The sequence below is a fragment of the Streptomyces sparsus genome (assembly GCF_054776295.1).
Map to the genome: position 1 here is coordinate 1 of NZ_BAAHCA010000683.1, position 2,663 is coordinate 2,663.

The 2,663-nt window shown below is 72.4% G+C and carries 1 protein-coding gene and 1 pseudogene; both read right to left on the bottom strand.

Annotated features, from left to right (window positions below):
• Positions 1-259, bottom strand: a pseudogene (locus tag ACYVE9_RS22085) (carbohydrate-binding protein); the annotation flags it as partial.
• A 254-nt stretch (positions 260-513) separates the two neighbouring features.
• Positions 514-2,118 (bottom strand): diguanylate cyclase CdgB, encoded by a 1,605-nt coding sequence (gene cdgB / locus ACYVE9_RS22090; protein WP_461029636.1) that lies wholly within the window; start codon positions 2,116-2,118, stop codon positions 514-516.
• Positions 2,119-2,663 lie beyond the last annotated feature (545 nt).

The following is a 2,663-nucleotide window of genomic DNA, read 5'->3' on the forward strand; positions in this document are numbered from 1 at the left end:
CGCCGGCGCGGTGGCCGGGCTCGGTGGCGAGCGGCTGGGCTTCGGGTGCCGCGTAGTAGGGGCTGGGCGGCTGGTGCGTCGCCTGAGCCTGCCGCGGGCCGTTGCGGCGCTCACCGACCGCGCGGACCTGGTTGTACGAGGTACGTGGGACCCCGGGCTGCCGGCCCTGGGCGGGTGCGCCGTCGTCCGACTGGTACAGGTAACCGAACGGGTCGTCGCCGCCCTCCGGCTGGTTCGTACCGTTGCTTCCGGCAGTCATCCCCTGCTCTCCTCACACGGCATATGGCTGACCCGGCGCAGCCTACCCCGTTCGGGCGACAGGTCCGATTCGCTTGACCTTGTGTTCATCTCGGCCCGCCCTGGTCGGGCCCGGTCCCGGGTGCCGGCGAGTGTGTCCGGTCACACTCCGGCCGCCGTGCCGCTGCCGCGTCCGGGACAGAGGGCGGCTCAGCCGTTCGCCGGGGGTGTTCCGGCGGGGGCCGGCAGTGGTTCGAGCCGGCACCGAGGGCGGTCTCAGCCGGCGCGGCGGTGGCCCTTGGAGCGGGAGCGCTTCTCGACGTACATGCGCTGGTCGGCGGACTGGAGCACCTCTTCGGCGGACATGCCGCAGGCCGCCCAGCCGATGCCGAAGCTGGCGCCCACCCGGACGGCCCGGCCGTCGACCCGGATCGGCGGAATGATCGAGTTCCGCAGCCGCACGGCCAGGTCGGCGGCGTCCGTCCGGCACAGGCCGGCGGCCAGCACCACGAACTCGTCGCCGCCCAGCCGGGCCACCGTGTCGTTGTCCCGCACCCCGGCGGCCAGCCGCCGGGCGACCTCGATCAGCACCGCGTCCCCGCAGTGGTGCCCGAACCGGTCGTTGATCGACTTGAAGCCGTCCAGGTCGCAGAAGAGCACCGCGAGCCCCTTGTCCTGCGGGTCCTCGGTCAGCGGGGAGGTGAGGTGCTCGTGGTGGTCGAAGCTGACCGCGGGCATTCCGGCGTCGTCGAAGCCGTCCATGGTGAACGCGTGCACCGCGGCCTCCTCGGCCGGTGCGGGGCCCGGCCTGGCGCACAGCCGGCTGCCGAGCCTGGCCCGCAGCTCCGCGCTGTTCGGCAGCCCGGTGAGCTGGTCGTGGCTGGCCCGGTGGGCGAGCTGGAGCTCGTGCCGCTTGCGCTCCTCGATGTCCTCGACGTGCGTCAGCAGGAACCGCGGACCGTCGGCGGCGTCCGCGACCACGGAGTTGCGCAGCGACACCCACAGGAACGAACCGTCCCGGCGGCTCAGCCGCAGTTCGGCCCGGCCGCCCTCGGCGGAGGTGCGCAGCAGGGTGCCGATGTCCTCGGGGTGGACGAGGTCGGAGAAGCTGTAGCGGCGCATCACCGACGCGGGCCGGCCCAGCAGTCGGCAGAGCGCGTCGTTCGCCTTGATCAGCCGGCCGTGCTGGTCGCCGCCCATCTCCGCGATGGCCATGCCGCTGGGCGCGTACTCGAAGGCCTGCCGGAAGCTCTCCTCGCTGGCCCGCAGCGCCTGCTGCTCGCGTTCCAGACGGACCAGGGCCCGCTGCATGTTGGACCGCAGCCGGGCGTTGCTGATGGCGATGGCGGCCTGGTAGGCGTACATCTGGAGCGCTTCGCAGCCCCAGGCGCCGGGTCGGCGGCCGTCGCGCGGTTTGTCGACGGATATGACGCCCAGCAGTTCGCCGTCGGACGAGTACATCGGGGCGAACAGCCGGTCCATCGGGTGCCACTCGTCCGCGAAGCGCGGCGCAGGACCCGCGGTGTGCCACTGGGGGACGTCGTCGTCGTCCAGCACCCAGCCCTCGGTGTACGGGATGAAGCGCAGCTCGCCCCAGGCCTCGCCCATGGCCAGGCGGCGTTCCCAGGACGCGCGGGAGCCGACCCGGCCGGCCATCATCGCCTCGGCGCCCGCGCTGCCGGCCACGGCGGCCACGACCAGCTCCCCGTCGGAGCGGGTGAGGTTGACGGCGGCCAGGTCGAAGCCGAGTCCTTCGACGACGCCGTCCGCGACGGTCTGGAGGGTGTCGGCGAGGCTGCGGGCAGTGTTGAGCTGCGCGACGGACCGGTGGAGCTGGCGCAGCGTCGCGAGGTGGATGTACGGCTCAGAGTCGGTGTCCATCACCCTCCCCCCGTGGCTCTCATCCTCCGAATGCCACTCGTCCGTGTGTCACGGCCACTGAATCACAGCGAGCTGTGCACCCGGTACACAGGGTCAACAAATAATCCCATCTGTGACTCAAGTCACAGCGGAGCGTAGGCGGTTGACTGCGGCGGGTGGGAACGCTCCCGCGAATGGGCAATTTTCGTCCGCATATGGCGAGGGCAAATCATGCCCCGGCCGACGTGGATCGGGGAAGCGGAAGCGCGCGGGTGGTGCGGATTGGGTGCGGATCGGGTGCGGGCGGTACGGGCTGGGCACGTGGCGGCGGACGGCCTAGGACCATCTCCCGACGCGGTGCCCGTTCGGCTGGTACCCGCGACCGATGCGGGCACACCGACCGTCCGGTTAGCGTTTCTGGTGTGTACCCGACAGCACCGCACTCCACCGACCCCGTTTCCGTCCCGTCCGCGCAGTCCGGCCGCTCCACCCCGGGCAGTGCGGACCGGGCCCTCCCCGCACCGGCCGGCGGGGCCGGCCCCGGGCGGGGAGCCGACCCCAGAGTT

Excerpts from the sequence above, each read along its gene's own strand:
- cdgB (WP_461029636.1), bottom strand. The coding sequence starts at position 2,118 with ATGGACACCGACTCTGAGCCGTACATCCACCTCGCGACGCTGCGCCAG.